The sequence below is a fragment of the Butyricimonas sp. RTP31003st1_G1_RTP31003_210430 genome, from assembly GCF_040920905.1.
Classification (GTDB): Bacteria; Bacteroidota; Bacteroidia; order Bacteroidales; family Marinifilaceae; genus Butyricimonas; species Butyricimonas paravirosa.
In genome coordinates this window covers 70,950-85,683 of record NZ_JBCOSQ010000008.1, presented here as the reverse complement: position 1 = coordinate 85,683, position 14,734 = coordinate 70,950, and the positions used below count along the sequence as shown (strand labels likewise).

At 40.4% G+C, this 14,734-nt stretch carries 13 protein-coding genes; 9 read left to right on the top strand and 4 right to left on the bottom strand.

Features of this window, described 5'->3' with window-relative positions; genetic code table 11:
• Positions 1-12 precede the first annotated feature (12 nt).
• Positions 13-390: an HsmA family protein gene (locus tag AB5542_RS04210; protein ID WP_270542846.1), complete on the top strand. Its 378-nt coding sequence runs from the start codon at positions 13-15 to the stop codon at positions 388-390.
• A 151-nt stretch (positions 391-541) separates the two neighbouring features.
• Here the strand turns inward: AB5542_RS04210 and AB5542_RS04205 are convergent, their stop codons facing one another.
• Positions 542-1,792, bottom strand: coding sequence for an aminotransferase class I/II-fold pyridoxal phosphate-dependent enzyme (locus AB5542_RS04205; RefSeq protein ID WP_118304889.1), 1,251 nt, complete (start codon positions 1,790-1,792; stop codon positions 542-544).
• 334 nt (positions 1,793-2,126) lie between these two features.
• The gene (locus AB5542_RS04200; protein WP_288215197.1) at positions 2,127-4,298 is read right to left on the bottom strand and encodes an alpha-galactosidase; all 2,172 of its coding nucleotides are present in this window, start codon (positions 4,296-4,298) and stop codon (positions 2,127-2,129) included.
• A 242-nt stretch (positions 4,299-4,540) separates the two neighbouring features.
• Between AB5542_RS04200 and AB5542_RS04195 the strand changes: the two genes are divergently transcribed.
• The 5 genes from AB5542_RS04195 (at position 4,541) to pyrI (ending at position 8,779) form a co-directional block, all read left to right on the top strand.
• A complete protein-coding gene (locus tag AB5542_RS04195) occupies positions 4,541-5,350 on the top strand; it encodes an outer membrane protein assembly factor BamD (protein WP_087421734.1) in 810 nt (269 codons plus the stop codon).
• 30 nt (positions 5,351-5,380) lie between these two features.
• Positions 5,381-5,734 (top strand): DNA-directed RNA polymerase subunit omega, encoded by a 354-nt coding sequence (locus AB5542_RS04190; RefSeq protein ID WP_027203087.1) that lies wholly within the window; start codon positions 5,381-5,383, stop codon positions 5,732-5,734.
• Between the two features lie 132 nt (positions 5,735-5,866).
• Positions 5,867-7,066, top strand: a complete 1,200-nt coding sequence (gene coaBC, locus AB5542_RS04185) for a bifunctional phosphopantothenoylcysteine decarboxylase/phosphopantothenate--cysteine ligase CoaBC (protein ID WP_087421735.1) — start codon at positions 5,867-5,869, stop codon at positions 7,064-7,066.
• Between the two features lie 325 nt (positions 7,067-7,391).
• On the top strand, positions 7,392-8,303 hold the full coding sequence (gene pyrB, locus AB5542_RS04180) for an aspartate carbamoyltransferase (RefSeq protein ID WP_087421736.1): 912 nt from the start codon (positions 7,392-7,394) through the stop codon (positions 8,301-8,303).
• Positions 8,304-8,320: 17 nt separating this feature from the next.
• Complete coding sequence (gene pyrI / locus AB5542_RS04175; RefSeq protein WP_162613827.1) at positions 8,321-8,779, top strand: aspartate carbamoyltransferase regulatory subunit; 459 nt, start codon at positions 8,321-8,323, stop codon at positions 8,777-8,779.
• A gap of 45 nt (positions 8,780-8,824) precedes the next feature.
• Here the strand turns inward: pyrI and AB5542_RS04170 are convergent, their stop codons facing one another.
• The gene (locus tag AB5542_RS04170; RefSeq protein ID WP_255378869.1) at positions 8,825-9,154 is read right to left on the bottom strand and encodes an HU family DNA-binding protein; all 330 of its coding nucleotides are present in this window, start codon (positions 9,152-9,154) and stop codon (positions 8,825-8,827) included.
• Between the two features lie 317 nt (positions 9,155-9,471).
• On the opposite strand from AB5542_RS04170, the gene AB5542_RS04165 reads away from it, so the two are divergent.
• Positions 9,472-10,068, top strand: a complete 597-nt coding sequence (locus AB5542_RS04165; protein WP_087421739.1) for a recombinase family protein — start codon at positions 9,472-9,474, stop codon at positions 10,066-10,068.
• Between the two features lie 54 nt (positions 10,069-10,122).
• On the opposite strand, the gene pruA is transcribed toward AB5542_RS04165, so the two are convergent.
• A complete protein-coding gene (pruA, locus tag AB5542_RS04160; RefSeq protein WP_279040758.1) occupies positions 10,123-11,754 on the bottom strand; it encodes an L-glutamate gamma-semialdehyde dehydrogenase in 1,632 nt (543 codons plus the stop codon).
• Positions 11,755-12,016: 262 nt separating this feature from the next.
• On the opposite strand from pruA, the gene AB5542_RS04155 reads away from it, so the two are divergent.
• Together AB5542_RS04155 and rlmB are read left to right on the top strand one after the other, a co-directional pair.
• Positions 12,017-13,957: an ABC-F family ATP-binding cassette domain-containing protein gene (locus AB5542_RS04155; RefSeq protein ID WP_118304891.1), complete on the top strand. Its 1,941-nt coding sequence runs from the start codon at positions 12,017-12,019 to the stop codon at positions 13,955-13,957.
• Positions 13,958-13,971: 14 nt separating this feature from the next.
• Positions 13,972-14,712, top strand: coding sequence for a 23S rRNA (guanosine(2251)-2'-O)-methyltransferase RlmB (rlmB, locus tag AB5542_RS04150; RefSeq protein ID WP_087421742.1), 741 nt, complete (start codon positions 13,972-13,974; stop codon positions 14,710-14,712).
• Positions 14,713-14,734 lie beyond the last annotated feature (22 nt).

Here is a 14,734-nt window from a genome sequence, read left to right as displayed (position 1 = left end):
GATTTTGAAGATATGTTTTTTTTAGGAGCAGCAATAACAAGTATCACGTTAGCCCTTGTTTTTTACACGATAGGGACTTGGGCTGAGAAGGTACAGGGCAGGCTGAAATTGTGGCACATCGTGTTTTTTCTTTTGGGTTTGGTTGCCGATTCTTTGGGGACGGCGATTATGTCCGATATTGCAGGACAAAAAGGAGATGTAGATCCTTTACATGGGATAACCGGAATGCTTGCGATTGTTTTGATGGCAATTCATGCGGTTTGGGCCATAGTAACTTACCGGAAAGGGAATGAGAAGGCGATGCGTAATTTTAGCAAATTCAGTGTGATTGTCTGGGCCTTTTGGCTCGTTCCTTACGGACTGGGGCTTGTTTTAGGTATGTCTCATTAGATTAGCTTTTCCATAAATCATCTTGATTGAACACAAGCAAGATGGACCTATCTGTTTCGGCAGGTAGGTTTTTTATTTGTTATTAGGGCTTTAGGGTACTAAAAAAGAGGGAAATTTCCCTCTTTTTTACTTGTATTTAGTAACGCTTCAATTATAGAGCGTTTGCATCAACAACTACGTCTTTGTTGTATTCTCCGTTAGCTAACTTTTGGGCAACATTCTTGAACGCTTTTACCGTGTATTCCACGTCTTCCAAGGTGTGCATAGCCGTCGGGATCAAGCGGAGTAATAATTGGCCTTTCGGGATAACCGGATAAACCACGATAGAACAGAACAAGTTATAGTTCTCTCTTAAATCCATGGCAACCTGTGTTCCTTCAGCCACACTACCGGACAAATAGACAGGAGTAACCGGAGAATTGGTTCTTCCGATATTCAATCCGTCAGCTTTTAATCCGGCTTGGAGAGCTCTTACGATCGTCCATAATTTTTCACGCAATTCCGGTTTGGTTCTCAATAGTTCCAAGCGTTTGATCGCACCTTCAACCATAGGCATCGGGAGTGATTTTGCGAAGGTCTGAGAACGCATGTTATATCTCAAATACATACAAATATCTTCATCACAAGCGATGAATGCACCGATACCTGCCATTGCTTTAGCAAAAGTTGCAAAGTAAAGGTCGATACCGTCCATTACACCGAAATGATCTCCTGTTCCGGCTCCGTGGGGTCCCATGGTTCCGAATCCGTGAGCGTCATCCACGAGTAAACGGAAATTGAAATCTTTCTTTAAAGCTACAATCTCGTCCAATTTACCAAGATCTCCTGCCATACCGAATAAACCTTCCGTAATCACCAAAATACCACCACCGGTGTTTTCCACCCATTTGGTTGCTCTTTCCAGTTGTTTACGCAAGCTTTCCATATCATTATGCTGGTACACGTATCTTTTTGCCGGAGACAAACGAAGACCGTCCATGATACAAGCATGGTCTTCAGCATCGTACACGATACAATCATGACGGCTGGTCATGGCATCAATGATAGAAACCATTCCCTGGTAACCGAAGTTTAATAAGAAAGCGTCCGGTTTTCCCACAAATTCTGCTAATTGAGATTCCAAGTACTCGTGACGAGAAGTTTGCCCACTCATCATACGTGCCCCCATCGGGTAAGCCATACCATATTTTGCAGCAGCCTCGGCGTCAGCTTTACGCACTTCCGGGTCGTTTGCAAGACCGATATAATTATTTAAACTCCAGTTTAAAACTTCCTTACCGCGGAATTTCATGCGGGGACCAATTTCGCCCTCTAATTTCGGGAAAGAGAAATAGCCATGAGCTTGTTTGGCATATTGACCAATGTTTCCCTTTTGTTGTCTTACTCTTTCAAAAATGTCCACTTCGATAAATATTTTGAAATTCTTAATCTTATTATTTACAATGTGGAAACAAAGGTAACTAAAAAAATGTATTCCAAATAAGTTCTTTTGAAAAGTTGCGATCTGGAAGGAAGAAATACGTTTAAATACTTAGTCCCTATTTTTATTCATGCAACGTTTGGTACACTCTCGTTAGGTTTCTCTCTACTTAAGGTCTTGTTTTGGGCCAAACTCACCCCCTTTTTGAACAAACATTTTACGAGGGGCGCTCGCTAGTGGCACGGAGAAAGCACGGAGGAAGCACGGAGAAAGCCTAGCCGAATGGTTAATCAATAGCATAGTACGAACGGATATGTTATAATGCTGTTATTTCTAAAATCCTGCTGTGCGTTTTATTCGTGGTAAACACTTCTATCCCTACTTTCATCAAGTAATCACCGGAATACGTTTTACCTTGTGCTTTCAATGAAGACCGACGTCTCGGCATGAGATTGATTTCTTCAATTTTATAGTTTTTGGTCGGATCAAGTCCTTGTAGTTTGACTGGAATAAGGCTTTCTCCGAATCGGGGATACAAGTCGTAGGCATACAGAATGGCTTGCTGTTGATCTTTCCCAACATGCATTACTGCAGCATGGTTGGTCTTGTAAGGTGAAACCAAGCGATAGAGATCCCCTTGTAAAATAATGGGGGATAGGCGTTTAAAGTTTTTTACGGCTTCCTGACAAAAGGTTTGTTCATCCGGTGTTAGGCTTGAAATACTAATGTCAAATCCCAATTTGCACATCATGGCAACGTCTGTACGGAATTTGATGGATTGTTTACCCCAACTGGTTACATGGGCACAAAGAACTTGTGATGGGTATATTTGCGAGAATCCCCATTGGATAAAGATTCGTTCCACGGGATCCGTGTCATCACTTGGCCAGAATTCCGTGAAATATTTTAATGCTTCGTAATCGCAACGCCCGCCACCGCCGGCACAAAGCATCATGGATAGGTCTGGATATTTTTCTTTTATTCGTTCCCAAACGGTATACACTCCTCGTGCATGGTCTATGTATAATTGGGATTGTTTGTTCTTTAGATACGGGGAGTAGATGTTGGTAATAGGACTATTGCAGTCCCATTTGAAAAAAGCAATTCCCGGGTGTCGGGTCATTAAATGATCGACGATATTATATACGTAATCTTGTACTTTGGGATTGCTCATATCTAGCACTAGTTGGTTACGATAATAGTAAGGTTCCCGATTGGATTGGTGTATCGCCCATTCCGGGTGTTTCTTGAAGAGGTCGCTTTTGGGATTGATCATTTCAGGTTCAATCCAGATTCCGAATTTAATACCACTCTTTTCGGCCCCGTCAATTAGGGGGGCAATGCCGTTGGGTAATTTACTGGTCATGGGTTCCCAATCTCCTAAACCAGCACGGTCGTTATTCCGAGGATAATTGTTCCCGAACCAGCCGTCATCTAATAAAAACATATCAACTCCAAGATGTTGAGCTTCTTTTATCAGGTTAAGTAATATTTTTTCATCGAAGTTAAAACCGGTATTTTCCCAATTATTTAATAGAGTGAGACGTTCTCCCAGTCCGTTTTTCACTTGATAACGACGGGCCCAATCGTGTAATTGGCGACTGGCACGGCCGACTCCATTTTCACTAAGGGTAAAAATGAATTCGGGTGTTTTGAATATTTTGCCCGGCAGAAGTTCATAATGCGACGCATAAGGATTTATACTAGGGACTACACGTAGATTTCCGATATTGTCGACTTCAAAGGTAAACCGGAAATTTCCGGTCCATCCGATGGTTCCTACTAAAACTAATCCTTCATTTTCTGTAACGGGGTGTCCTATACCTAGTTGAAAGAATGGCTGGGTATGCATGGCGGATCGGCTCCCCAATTTGGTGTCAAGAATTTTTTTCCCAAACTGTAATTCTTGAGAGGTCATGTTAACCTCATTAGCCCAATCACCACTGAATTCTGTTAAAAAGTAGTGGGGATTTTGAAAATATAACATGGTTGATGCATACCGGAATAAGGTTATTGATTTTTTTTCTTGATGGCTTATTTCTGACCATGATTTTATGACATTTTCTTTGGCAAAAGCCATATAGTGTAGTTTTACTTCGATTGGGTAGACTTCATCTTGCAATACAATGATCGTTTCTGTCGTGTTACTATCTATTAGGTGAATCTCCTGTGATATGTATTTCAGCAAAGTAGTCATGTTCCCATCGCTATGAGTAATGCCTAACGCTGGTTCAAAATAATCTTCCATTCCGGACCCCGGGTATGCTTCCCATTTGCAGGCAGATATGGTCTCGTCATTTAAAAAGTGATTTATATCGGTTTCATTAATAAGTCGGGGACCCAAGTATGACTGGTACAGACGCCCGTTTGTTCCTATTTGAAGAATTAAATCCGTGGAAGCAGTGGAAATCCGAATAATCCGCCTGTCTAGAGCTTGTAGTTGGAGCGTAATTAGACATAATAGGAATATAATTAATTGTTTTTTCATACAAAATGATTTGAATGTTAATTGAATAACCATTACTAGGCTTTTGATGACCATTATTCAACAAATATATGACATAAATTAGTTGAATGAAAATTTTAGAATGTTTTATAAATAAAAATTATTTTCTCTTCACTGGTTTGAAAGGGAATTCATGATTTGAATCCATATTCAGAATTTTCATTCATTATCTTTGTAATTTGATATTTATAATTTATCTTTGCGTGATGCAAAAAAGGCACTTTATGATGAAGAATTTTATAGGATTTCTGCTTGTGATAATTTTGATGAGTTCATGTAGTGAGTATCAGAAACTCTTAAAAAGTGGTGATTCTCAGGCCATGTATAAGAAAGCGGTAGAGTATTATAATAATGGAGATTACACGAAAGCATCCAATTTATTCGATGGAATTCGGATGGTTTTTCAGGGAACATCCAAGGCTCAGAGTGTGGCTTATTACCGGGCTTTCTGTAGTTATAACCAAAAAGATTATGAGGTTGCGGCAGAATTGTTTAAACAATTCGTTTCTATCTATCCGGAAAGTTCCTACGTGGAAGAATGTTTATACATGATCGGGTATTGTAATTTCTTGGCCTCTCCGAAAGCGAGATTGGATCAGACCGTGACAGAGAAAGCAATGGAAAGTTTTCAGCTTTATTTGAGCCGTTACCCGAACAGTTCCCGTAAAGAGCAAATTCATGAATACATGGATGAGATGAGGGATAAGTTGTCTTACAAAGATTACTTGAGTGCAAGAAATTACTATTTGAGGGAAAAATATAAATCGGCCGTAGTGAGTCTTGAGAATTGTTTAAAGGATTACCCCGGATCTAAATATCGGGAAGAAATCATGTACATGTTGTTCAATTCCAAGTACGAGATGGCTGTAAATAGTGTTGAAGATAAACAATACGAACGTTATAATGCGGCTAAAGAGGAGTATTATTATTTCCTTGATGAATACCCGGAAAGTCGTTATGCCAAGGAAATGGCTCGAAAATATGAAATCATCAACGAGTTCTTGAAACCGTATGATGTTGATGAAGAAGAATAACCAGATAAAACAATAATATTCAAATTAACCATGGTAGATTTTAAGAAAGTTAAAGCGCCGAATAATACTATTACCCGGAATCCTGCATCATTGGCCAGTAAAGCGGATAACATCTACGAGGCAGTAGCCGTGATCGGTAAAAGGGCTAATCAGATTTCGGTTGAAATGAAAGAGGAGTTAAGTAGGAAACTTCAAGAGTTTGCCTCTTATGCGGATAATTTGGAAGAGATATTTGAAAATCGGGAACAGATCGAGATTTCCAAGTATTACGAGCGTTTGCCGAAACCCGTGTTGATTGCTACCCAAGAATTTGAGGACGGGGACATTTATTTCCGTGTTTCCTCGAAAGAGAAAGGTGATGCAAATAATGCAGACGAGGAATAGTCCCTGTCTTTAAGGAAAAGAATATACCTGAGAGTGTTATACTTTCAGGTTTTTTGTTTTAAATTTGCCAAGCAGTTCATCTTTCTTTGGTATTTGAATTCGAGAAACGTGAATTTATAACGTTATAAATAAGTGATGTTAAAAGGAAAACATATTATATTGGGAGTGACGGGCAGTATTGCCGCGTACAAGGCCGCAACATTAACTCGTCTGCTTGTGAAAGAAGGGGCGAGCGTGAAAGTGGTTATGACCCCCTTGGCGAAAGAGTTTATTACTCCCTTGACAATGGCGACTCTTTCCAAGAGTCCGATTATGGTCGATTTTTATAACCCGGAAAATGGGGATTGGAACTCTCATGTTGATTTGGGGTTGTGGGCAGATTTGTATCTGATAGCTCCGGCCTCTGCGAACACGATTGGAAAGATGGCGGGAGGTATAGCAGATAATCTTTTGCTAACGACATATTTGTCTGCAAAATGTCCGGTGATGGTTGCTCCGGCAATGGATTTGGATATGTATAAACATCCGGCAACGCAGCGGAATTTGAAGGTATTGCAATCTTTTGGTAATATTATTATCGAACCGGAAAGTGGGGAACTGGCTAGTGGGTTGATAGGGAAAGGACGAATGGAGGAACCGGAAAGGATAGTTGCTTTTATTACTGATTATTTTGCTCGGCAGGCGGATTTCAAAGGTAAAAAAGTTGTGGTAACGGCAGGGCCTACTTACGAGAAAATAGATCCTGTACGTTTTATCGGGAATTACTCTTCCGGAAAAATGGGCTTGGCTATTGCGGAGGAACTTGCAGGACGGGGGGCAGAAGTGGTGCTTGTGTGTGGTCCTGTAAATCTGAAAACGAGTCACCCTGCGATTCGTCGGGTGGACGTGGAGTCTGCAGCTCAGATGTACGAAGTAACGTCAAAAGAATTTGTCAACAGTGATGTCGCGGTTTTGAGTGCTGCTGTGGCTGATTTTACCCCGAAGGAAAAAGCCGATCACAAAATTAAACGGGGTAAGGATGATCTGTTGCTGGAATTGCTGCCAACAAAAGATATTGCTGCTGAATTAGGAAGAATAAAAACTGTGTCGCAATTATTAGTCGGGTTTGCCTTGGAAACGAATGATGAAGAGATGAACGCTCTTTCTAAGATGCAACGAAAGAATTTGGATATGATCGTCTTGAACAGTTTGAATGATAAGGGAGCGGGTTTTAGTGTAGATACGAATAAGGTGACAATTCTGGATAAAGCGGGAGATAAGACTGTCTATGAGTTGAAGACAAAGGTGGAGGTAGCTAAAGATATAGTCGATCAGATTGCTTCCCGGTTATAGTTTATACATGGGATTTTTGGGGTGAATTTTTTTTCTTGTAACTGGTTCGTTTGCAGGAATTCTCGTTTTTGTGAGAAATATTTTGGAAAATAAATTGGAAAATCGTTTTGTTCGGATGGAAATTATGCATAATTTTGTATTCCGATATGAAGATAGAACATCAAAATATTCGGCGAAGATTGTTTTTATGCCTGCAGTTTAGGCAGAGACATAGTCGTTGTTTTAACAAGATACAGAAAACCAACATTGTCGTTAGTTGACATTGTTGGTTTTTTTTTATATGGGAGAGTATGAACGAACATAAACACTTTTAATATATAGAATTATGAATAAACGTAGCTTAGTATCCATTACCGACTACTCGAAAGAGGACATTTTGGAAGTATTGAAAATAGCTTCTGAATTTGAGAAAAACCCAAATCGTAATTTATTAGAGGGTAAGGTGGTTGCTTCCCTGTTTTTCGAGCCATCTACTCGTACGCGTTTGAGTTTCGAAACAGCTATTAGTAGAATGGGAGGTCGTATTGTCGGATTTTCCGATGCTTCATCCTCTAGTACGACAAAAGGGGAATCATTGAAAGATACGACCAAGATGGTGGATAACTACTGCGACTTGATTGTGATGCGTCATCCTTTGGAGGGTGCAGCCCGTTTTGCCAGTGAGGTTGCTGATGTGCCGGTAATTAATGCGGGAGATGGTGCCAATCAACACCCGACTCAAACCATGTTGGATTTGTATTCTATCTATAAAACGCAGGGGACCCTTGAAAATCTGAATATTTTCATGGTTGGGGACTTGAAATACGGAAGAACAGTCCATTCTTTATTACAGGCAATGAGCCATTTTAACCCGACGTTCCACTTTATTTCCCCGAAAGAATTGGAGATGCCGAAAGCCTACAAGTTATTCTTGGATGAATTGCATATTCCTTATTACGAGCATACCGAGCTAGATGACGTGATCAATGATGCGGACATTCTTTATATGACACGCGTACAACGGGAGCGTTTTGCAGATCCGTTGGAGTACGAGAAAGTGAAGAATGTTTATATCTTGAAAAACTCCATGCTGGCTGGGACAAAAGATAACATGAGGATTCTTCACCCGCTGCCTCGTGTGAATGAGATCAGCGAGGATGTGGATGATAACAAGAAGGCATATTACTTCCAGCAGGCTTTGAACGGGGTATACACTCGTCAAGCAATTATTTTCAAGACATTAGATTTAAAATGGTAATTAAAGAACAAAGAGATATGGCAGCAAAGAAAGAATTACAGGTTAGTGCCGTGGAGAACGGAACGGTAATAGATCATATTCCTGCAGAGAAATTATTTGACGTGATTAACGTGTTGGGAATCCAGAATTTGGAGAATACGGTAACTTTTGGTTACAACTTAATTAGTAGCAAGTTAGGTAAAAAAGGAATTATCAAGATTTGGGATAAATTCTTGAAAGATGATGAGATAAACAAGTTGGCTTTAGTTGCTCCGACGGCAAAAATCAATATTATAAGAGATTTCGAAGTTGCGGAGAAAAAAGCGGTTATGGTGCCAGAACACGTGGAGGGAATTGCTAAATGTGTGAACCCGAAATGTATTACCAACAACCAGAATGTTCGTACGAAATTCGATGTTGTCGGGAGTTCTCCTATCGTGTTGAAGTGTCACTATTGCGAGAAACTAACTGATCAAGAACACATTGTAATCATTTAACGATACAAAGCTAGTTACAAAAAGAATAGAGATACATAAGTATCTCTATTCTTTTGTTGCTAAACTTCTTTCTTTTTGTTTGTTTTTTAACGATTTGCTGGTTATAAACTTGATGTAATCGTAAGAGGAATATTTTTCCACTTTTTTGGTAATCAAATTGAACCTTTCTCTTGTTTTTTGTTGTTTTACAGCTAAAGTTCCGAAGTCTTGAATCGTAACTTTTTCACCTGCTTCAAGAGATTCCAGTATACAACTGATAAAAGTGTTAATGATTAATGCAGAAGTTGCTTGGGTGTGTCCACTTCTTTCTGCTACTTTTTTAGTGAGTTCTCTTTTGTTCATAATCAATTTGTTATATAATTCTACATACCGAATGTGAATTCGATTTTCATATGATTTAACGCCTTATTTAAAACTATTTGTCAGACTAAACGTTCATTAAAGTTGACACTGCTTTTTGCATGAAAGATTAGATTTTTTTATATACCTTTTCTTTCGTGTAAGGGTCTTGTTAGTAATATTTTTGCAAGAATTCATCATGTTTCTCCTAAAATTTGGTATATTTGTCTAGTAAAATGAACGTTTTACTTGACACCTGTGTGATTTGTTTGTTTATATTTGTGATTCTGAATTTTTTTATAAAATGACTATTAATGTCTTTGTTTTAATTTATTTTGTAAAACGGAAGGGTTATGACAATAGCATATTTAAGGGTAAGCACAGGGAAACAACATCTTGAGAATCAGAAAGAAGAAATTGAAAAATTTGCTGCAAGGAAAAACTTGACCGTAAACCGTTGGGTGACGGAAGTGGTAAGTGGCAAAAAGAAAGAGCATGACCGGAAATTAGGGCGATTATTGAAAAGTTTGAAAAAGGGAGACGTGTTAATCGTTACTGAATTATCCCGATTAAGCCGGACTTTGCTAGACATAATGTCGATACTTCATCGTTGTCTTGAAATGAATATAACGGTATATAGTACAAAAGATGGTTATGCTTTTGACAATAGCATCAATAGTAAAGTTTTAGCTTTTGCTTTTGCCTTGGTGGCAGAAATTGAGCATAATCTGATTTCGATGAGGACTAAAGAAGCTTTGGCTCACCGGAAGTCGGAAGGCGTGCGTTTGGGACGTCCACCGGGAAAAGGAAAGCAAAACGTGTTGCTGGATAACCGGGAAGAGATTAGTCATTTGCTTGAAGAGGGGATGTCCGTGTCGGCTGTTTGCCGAATCTATCATATCTCACGAGAAACATTTTATGCTGTAAACCGAAAGTATCAGCTTTTCTAAAAAAGAAAAAGCTGAACGTGCATGACGTTCAGCTTGTATGGAGAATTAAAAGTTCTATTCTTCCAAGAAATTAGGATACATATAGTTCGTTGCCGGAACAAACGTTTCTTTAATGGCTTGTGGTGAAACCCAACGCAATAAATTGAAGATCGTTCCTGCTTTATCATTAGTACCGGATGCACGACCACCACCGAAAGGTTGTTGATCAACAACAGCTCCTGTCGGTTTATCGTTGATGTAGAAATTACCGGCCGTGTGAGTTAAACGCTCTGTCATTTCCTCGATGTTGGCACGATTTTTAGAGAAAATAGCTCCGGTAAGAGCGTATGCCGATGATTTGTCCAGAATATCTAATGTTTCATCTACTTTTTCCGGATCATAAACGTAAACGGTTAAGATCGGACCGAATAATTCTTCCCGCATGGTAATGTAATCCGGTTTGAAAGCTTGGATAATGGTCGGTTGGATAAAATATCCGGCACTCATATCGTAATGCCCGCCGATAATCACTTCTGCATCTTCCGATTTGTTTGCAGCATCAATTGCGTTAGACAATTTAACGAAAGATGCCTCATCAATAACGGCGTTTACAAAGTTCGTGAAATCTTCAACTCCACCAACTTTTATGCTAGCCATGTCCTCTTGCACGTAGTTTTCTACTTCGGGCCAGATATTGGCAGGAATGTAGGCGCGTGAGGCGGCAGAACATTTTTGTCCTTGATACTCGAACGCCCCGCGTACGATGGCTGTTGCCACTTCTTTAGGACATGCTGTCGGGTCGGCGAAAATATAGTCCTTACCTCCGGTTTCCCCAACAATTCTCGGATAACTTCTGTATTTATCAATATTTTTCACGATAGTAGCCCAAATATCATTGAATACTTGAGTTGATCCCGTGAAATGTATACCTGCAAAATCTTTATGAGAGAAAATAACATCGGCAGCCGTCGGGCCTGAGCAGTAAACCAAGTTGATAACACCGTCAGGTAATCCGGCTTCTTTTAGAATTTCCATAATCAGATGTGCCGAGTAAACGGCAGTCTTGGATGGTTTCCAAACGCAAACATTACCCATTAATGCCGGGGCTCCCGGTAAGTTACCCGCGATAGAGGTAAAGTTGAATGGAGTAAGGGCGAAAACAAATCCTTCCAAAGGACGCCATACCGTACGATTCCAGATCCCCGGAGCGGAATTCGGTTGCATATGGTATATTTCGTACATATTTTTCACGTTGAAACGGAAGAAGTCAGCTAATTCTGCCACACAATCGATTTCTGCCTGGAAAGCATTTTTGGATTGTCCTAACATGGTCACGGCATTCATCCGTTGACGATAAGGTCCGGCTAAAAGATCAGCCGCTTTTAAGAAAATGGCAGCCCGACTTTCCCAGCTCATTTTTTCCCAAGCCGGTTTAGCTTTTAATGCAGCATCAATTGCCATTTGCACATGGCTGGCATCCCCTTGGTGATAGTGTCCGAGCAGATGATGATGATCATGTGGCGGACGAATATCTACCAGTTTCCCCGTGCGAACTTCTTTCCCGTCAATGATCATTGGAACATCGGCAACGATAGAACGCAATTGATTGATTTGTGACTTCAATTCTTTCCTTTCCGGAGAACCCGGTGCATAACTTTTGATGGGTTCATTGGTAATGTTTGGTAGTTTAAATACTCCTTTGGGCATATTTTATTCTTTTATGTAGTTAGTATTCTTTCTAAATTTCCCAAATATAAAAAATATTTGATGGATAAAACAAGATATTTGTCATTTTTTATATGATTTCGTCGGGGTGTAGGTTATTTTTATGTGCAAATTTTGAATTTGCAATCTGTAACTTGTGAACTTGTAACTTGTAACACACGGGTAAACTCGTTTGCCCGTGTCTATAAGTTTCGTATATTTGTACTCGTTAAAATATAGAAGGTTTTATTTTGCATGATGATATATGATTTCAATTAATAATGTAAGTGTTTTATTTGGAGATTACGCGTTGCTTGACTCTATCTCTTTTCTGGTGAACAAAAGAGATCGGATTGGTCTGACTGGGCGTAACGGGGCCGGAAAGTCTACATTATTGAAGATATTGGCCGGGGTACAAGAGCCTTCCGAGGGAAGTGTATCTGTTCCTTCCGGGTTGAAAATCGGGTATTTGCCACAGACGAAAGTGTATGCAGAAGGTAAGACCGTACGGAAAGAGGCGGAAACAGCGTTTAATGATGTGCTGGATTTGCAGGCAGAATTGGAGCGTTTGCATCGGGAATTGGGCGAGCGTACAGACTACGAGTCGGATAGTTACATGGCGCTGATTGATAAATTGAACGTGAAGACCGAGATGTTACATATGCGAGGGGCGGATAATATGGACGGTGAAGTTGAGGTCGTGTTGAAAGGATTGGGATTTCGGCAGGAAGATCTGGAACGGCGGTGCGAGGAATTTAGTGGGGGATGGCGTATGCGGATTGAGTTGGCTAAAATATTATTGGCACGTCCCGATGTTTTTTTATTGGACGAGCCGACAAATCATTTGGATATAGAGTCTATATCTTGGTTGGAGTCATTCTTGCAAGGTTATCCTGGGGCTGTGGTTCTTGTTTCACATGACCGTGCATTTTTGGATAATATTACAACCCGGACGGTAGAGATCTCGCTGGGAAAGATATATGATTATAAGGTATCGTATACACGTTTTACCGAATTACGTAAGGAACGTATCGAGCAACAGCAACGTGCTTACGAGAACCAGCAAAAGCAGATTAAGGATACGGAGGATTTTATCGAGCGTTTTCGTTATAAGGCGACAAAAGCGGTACAGGTACAATCCCGGATCAAACAACTGGAAAAAATAGAACGAATCGAGATTGAACAGGAAGATTCAGCACGAATCAATGTGCGATTTCAACCGGCGGTACGTTCGGGGGATATTGTCGTGAGTGGGCGGGATTTGAGTAAAGCGTATGGTGATCACGTGGTACTGCATGAAGTGAATCTTGATGTGCTGAGAGGAGAGAAAGTTGCTTTTGTCGGAAGGAACGGAGAAGGTAAAACAACTTTGGTGAAGATGATCATGGATCAGATCCCCTATGAGGGAAACCTGAAGATCGGGCATAACGTGAATATCGGGTATTTTGCGCAGAATCAAGCTGATTTGCTTGACCCTTCGTTGAGTGTTCTGGATACGGTAGACCAAGTGGCAGTAGGTGAAATCCGGAAGAAAATCCGGGATATATTAGGGGCTTTTCTGTTTTCCGGTGAGGATGTCGACAAGAAGGTGAAGGTGCTTTCCGGGGGAGAGCGAACCCGCTTGGCAATGGTACGTTTGTTATTAGAACCTTATAACGTGTTAATCTTGGATGAGCCGACGAATCATCTGGATATGCGCACGAAAGATATATTGAAAGATGCGTTGAAGAAGTTCGAAGGAACTGTGATTGTCGTTTCCCATGACAGGGATTTTCTGCTTGGGTTGGCAGATAAGGTGTATGAATTCGCCAACAAGGGGATAAAGGAATACCTGGGAGGTGTTGCGCATTTCCTAGAGGCTAAGAAACTGGAATGTTTCCGGGAATATGAACAGATGCACCCTCGAAAATTGCAGCAGGAGGATGTTGTGGAAGAGGAGATTGTTTCTGAAAATAAAATTGCTTTTGAGGAACGGAAACAATGGAATAAAGAGATCAAAAAGTCAGAAGTGAAGATCGAGAAGTTAGAAGTGGAAATTGCTGATTTGGAACAAAAGATCGGGGAGGCAGAGGGAAAAATGGCAGAAGGCGTGATTAATGATGAGTTATTAAAAACTTATGATGAGATGAAAAAACGCTTGGAAGTCTGTATGGAAGAATGGGAAGAGGAGAACGGGCATTTGGAAGAATTGAAAGCTAGAAATTAATAATAACGAATAAGATGGCAAAGTTTAAACAAGAGTGTATTTTCGGAATCCGGGCCGTGATGGAGGCTATACAGGATGAGAAGGAAATTGACAAGGTGATGTTCCGTCAGGGAATAAAGGGGGAGTTGTTCCAACAATTATTTTCGCTGGTGCGTGAACGTCAGATTCAGTTCCAGTACGTACCCGAAGAGGTGTTTAAACCGTTTGCCGGGAAAAATCATCAAGGAGTTTTGGCAGAGGTTTCTCCAATTCCTTACCAAGACATAAATACGGTCGTGGATGCTGTGGTGGCGGAAGGGAAAATACCATTAATACTTATTTTGGATCGGATTACTGATGTTCGAAATCTGGGTGGAATTGCCCGTACGGCAGAGTGTGCCGGGGTGAGTGCCATTTTAATTCCGAATAAGAATTCTGCAAAAATATCTTCTGATGCGATTAAAACATCTGCCGGGGCTTTATACCATTTGCCTGTTTGTCGGGAGAAGAATCTCAAAAAGACGATAAAAGAATTGAAACGAAGAGGGTTAACTTTATTTGCCGCCACGGAGAAAGCAGATAAATTTTATACCGAAGTGGATATGAAAGAGGGATGTATGATTATTATGGGAGCGGAAGATACCGGTATTGATGAAGAGTTGTTAGTGTTGGCTGATCAACAAATTAAAATTCCCCAGTATGGGAAAATAGAATCTCTGAATGTTTCTGCTGCTGCTGCGATCCTGGTGTATGAGGCGGTGAGACAAAGAAGGTAGAAATCTTACTTAGTATAAACGA